Here is a 3,077-nt window from a genome sequence, read left to right as displayed (position 1 = left end):
TCGGATTCCTTCATGATCAGAAGGTCTTCGCCATTGAGCTTGACTTCGGTGCCCGACCACTTGCCGAACAGGATGCGGTCGCCGGCCTTGACGTCCAGCGGGACGAGCTTGCCGGCTTCGTCGCGGGCGCCGGAACCAACGGCGATGATCTCGCCTTCCTGCGGCTTTTCCTTCGCCGTATCCGGGATGATGATCCCGCCGGCAGTCTTGGATTCGGATTCAACCCGGCGTACGACCACGCGGTCATGAAGCGGGCGGAACTTCGACTTTGCCATTTTTTATTCCTCGATGAGAATGGTGAGAACAGTTCCTCCGTCCGGCGGCGCCGGACAACCTATAAGCCCGGCGACGCCGGACCTACGCTTAGCACTCACCAGTGGCGAGTGCTAACGTGGCGGTGAGATAAGCCGATGGCTGGCGAGAGTCAAGGCGAGAGAGAGGGTACCGCCGCGCGAAATTATTTCCATCCCGCAACGCGATTGTGGAAAATCTCAGTTGCTATCAGAGATCTGGTCGAAATCTTACTAACAGTTGGAACGGAATCAGTGTCCGAGGCGCAAGCCGATCTCCCGAGTTTCAAAATCAAGCAGCAGGCTGTTCTTCTCGAAATATCGGATGCCGACAATGTTGTGCTCGAGCCCAGGAACGATCTCTACCTCAGGATTGTATGTGGTCGTGAAGTTCCAATCCTCCTGGCCGTCAGTTTTTACCAAGACCTTCGTGCCGGTCTTCAATGACGTGCGAGGCTTCGAGGCATCGGTTACGACCATAATCGTTGAGTTGCTTGTGTCGTAGAGCGTTGGCCGGCAAATCGGTTCAGATCCCCATGAGAGACAGGAGTCGAGAGTGGGAAAATTGTATCGCCAACTGGCCTGTTTCCACTTTTGCACCCTGAAGTCCTTTTTAACCCCTTCCGGCACGCCGATATGGAGCGCCTCCACCTGCGGACAGTTGCCGTTCTCGTTAGTGCAGACTTTCCACTTGGCGCCGATCGGAGAGAGGTAATAGCCCCTGTGGAGGCCGGGCCTGACGCTCACAAACGCCATCGGGGACTTGATCATCCGGTCTGATCCGCCTCCGCCAACGGGAGAGATGCCGAAAATGCCCTTGGGCCAAAGCGGGCCACCAACGATTTCTCCAGTACTGCGCCTGACTTTTTTGTAACGGATGAGGAATGGGATTGAGGTCTCGGTGGAGACCGGAGAGTCCGGCGAACCAAAAGTCACGCGAGCGTAGGCAACGTTGCCGTACTCATCGTAGGTTCCATAGTTCATAACTGCTTCTTTGGTGGTCACCATTATCCCGTCTATCTGCTGATCCTGCGTAATCTTTATTCCCGTGTCTGAACAGGTCTCGGCGGGCAGCACCGATTCGCAATCGATCGTCATTCCGCTCGATCCGGTATCGAGCAGCAACGGTTGGTTGACTGTGCGATTGCCCAAAGAAAGAATTTTCACATAGAGCATGCGAATGTTCTTTGGCTTTCCCGGGTACTCCAATTTGATTAAGGGCACCTTAGTTGGAAGCCCTTCGGCGCCGACTGAGGCAGGTAAAAAGCACGACTGGACTGCAAATATTAGCAGTAATGTCACCAAAAAATTCTTCATTACCCCGCCCGTGTTACTGGCCAGCGCAGTTCCAACAATCCGGAATGCGCGGACACGATGATCTTTGCGATTGGATCGCCTCACCCGATGAAGCTAAATTCAAGATCTCCGGGTCGTGCGAACGTGTCTATGCTCTTCTCCTCAGCGCCCCCTGCGAGCCAAGCACCAAAGTGAGCATCCGCGCCAGCGGATAGGAGCCGCTCGCCCGACGCGCACTTCGTCGAAACTGAGCATGCCAAGTGTCGCGAAGCAATAAGTCGTTCGAAGGCTCATCCGCCGAATTGGACAATGCCCTGCTTCGAACAGATACTTGACTGAGTCAAATAAGTGGTTGATCTTGTGCGGGCAGGAGGATGCCATGACGATTCATCATCAACCCGGCAAGGAGCGGATCGATGCGGTGCGGGGCTTCAACCGCTTCTACACCCGCCAGATCGGCCTGCTCGACGAAGGACTGCTGAACAGCGCCTTCTCGCTGACTGAGGCTCGGGTGCTTTACGAACTGGCGCATCGCGATGGCCTGACCGCCACCGATCTTGCGCGCCATCTCGGTCTCGACCCCGGCTATCTCAGCCGGTTGTTGAAAAAGTTCGAGGAGCGCGGCCTGGTCGAGCGCGCCGCGACGCAAGCCGATGCGCGGCGCTCGTCGATCGCGCTGACGCCGGCGGGAAGGGCGGCCTTCGCGCCGCTGAACCAGGGTTCGCACGATCAGGTCGCGGCCTTGCTCGACCGGCTTCCCGCTCAAGAACAGGACAGGCTGGTCAAGGCGATGCAGACGGTGCAGCGCCTGCTGGGCGATGGCACGGAGCCCAAGGTCCCCTACATGCTGCGGCCTTTGCAGGTCGGCGACATCGGCTGGATCATCCATCGCCAGGGCCTACTCTACGCGCAGGAATATGGCTGGGACGAAACCTACGAGGCGCTGGTCGCCGAAATCCTCGGCGCCTTCGTCACATCCTTCGATCCGAAATGGGAACGCAGTTGGATCGCCGAGCGGGAAGGGGATGTCGTCGGCTCGGTCTTTGTCGTGCGCCAGTCGGACGCGGTGGCGAAGCTGCGCCTGCTCTATGTCGAACCCTCGGCGCGCGGTCTCGGCATCGGCAGGCGGCTGGTCGAGGAATGCATCGGCTTTGCCCGTGCCAAGGGCTACAAGACGTTGACGCTGTGGACCAACGACGTGCTCACCTCAGCGCGCCGCATCTACGAGGCGGCCGGCTTCAAGCTGGCCGACGAAGAGCGCCACCACGCCTTCGGCAAGGATCTGGTCGGCCAGAACTGGAACCTGGAGCTGTAGCGTCTTTCCCTTCTCCCCTTGTGGGAGAAGGTGGATTGGCGCGCAGCGCCGAGACGGAAGAGGGGTGTTGGACGGAGTGCTGTCGCAGCCAAGCTGGAGCACCCCTTGTATCTGCACGGAAGGTTTTTTGTGCGATGGAAGCGACTGTGCCTCGGGTCGGATGGCCATCCGGCCCG

3 protein-coding genes are annotated in these 3,077 nt (G+C 58.5%); 1 reads left to right on the top strand and 2 read right to left on the bottom strand.

Going from position 1 to position 3,077, the window contains the following annotated elements; genetic code table 11:
* Positions 1 to 275, bottom strand: a 275-nt coding sequence (locus AC0L3L_RS36245) for a co-chaperone GroES (protein ID WP_287201736.1), incomplete at its 3' end; no start/stop codon positions are given.
* Between the two features lie 267 nt (positions 276 to 542).
* Positions 543 to 1,607 carry a hypothetical protein gene (locus AC0L3L_RS36240; protein ID WP_473642156.1) on the bottom strand — a complete coding sequence of 355 codons (1,065 nt, stop codon included), beginning with the start codon at positions 1,605 to 1,607 and terminating at the stop codon, positions 543 to 545.
* 358 nt (positions 1,608 to 1,965) lie between these two features.
* Here AC0L3L_RS36240 and AC0L3L_RS36235 point away from each other — a divergent pair, with 358 nt between their 5' ends.
* Positions 1,966 to 2,901 carry a bifunctional helix-turn-helix transcriptional regulator/GNAT family N-acetyltransferase gene (locus AC0L3L_RS36235; protein WP_473642154.1) on the top strand — a complete coding sequence of 312 codons (936 nt, stop codon included), beginning with the start codon at positions 1,966 to 1,968 and terminating at the stop codon, positions 2,899 to 2,901.
* Positions 2,902 to 3,077: the final 176 nt, after the last annotated feature.

The sequence above is a fragment of the Mesorhizobium sp. WSM4849 genome (assembly GCF_055811385.1).
This window is presented reverse-complemented; position numbering and strand designations above follow the sequence as displayed.

Bases quoted from the DNA above. Each gene is read 5' to 3' on its own strand.
- AC0L3L_RS36240 (WP_473642156.1), bottom strand. From the start codon at position 1,607: ATGAAGAATTTTTTGGTGACATTACTGCTAATATTTGCAGTCCAGTCG.
- AC0L3L_RS36235 (WP_473642154.1), top strand. From the start codon at position 1,966: ATGACGATTCATCATCAACCCGGCAAGGAGCGGATCGATGCGGTGCGG.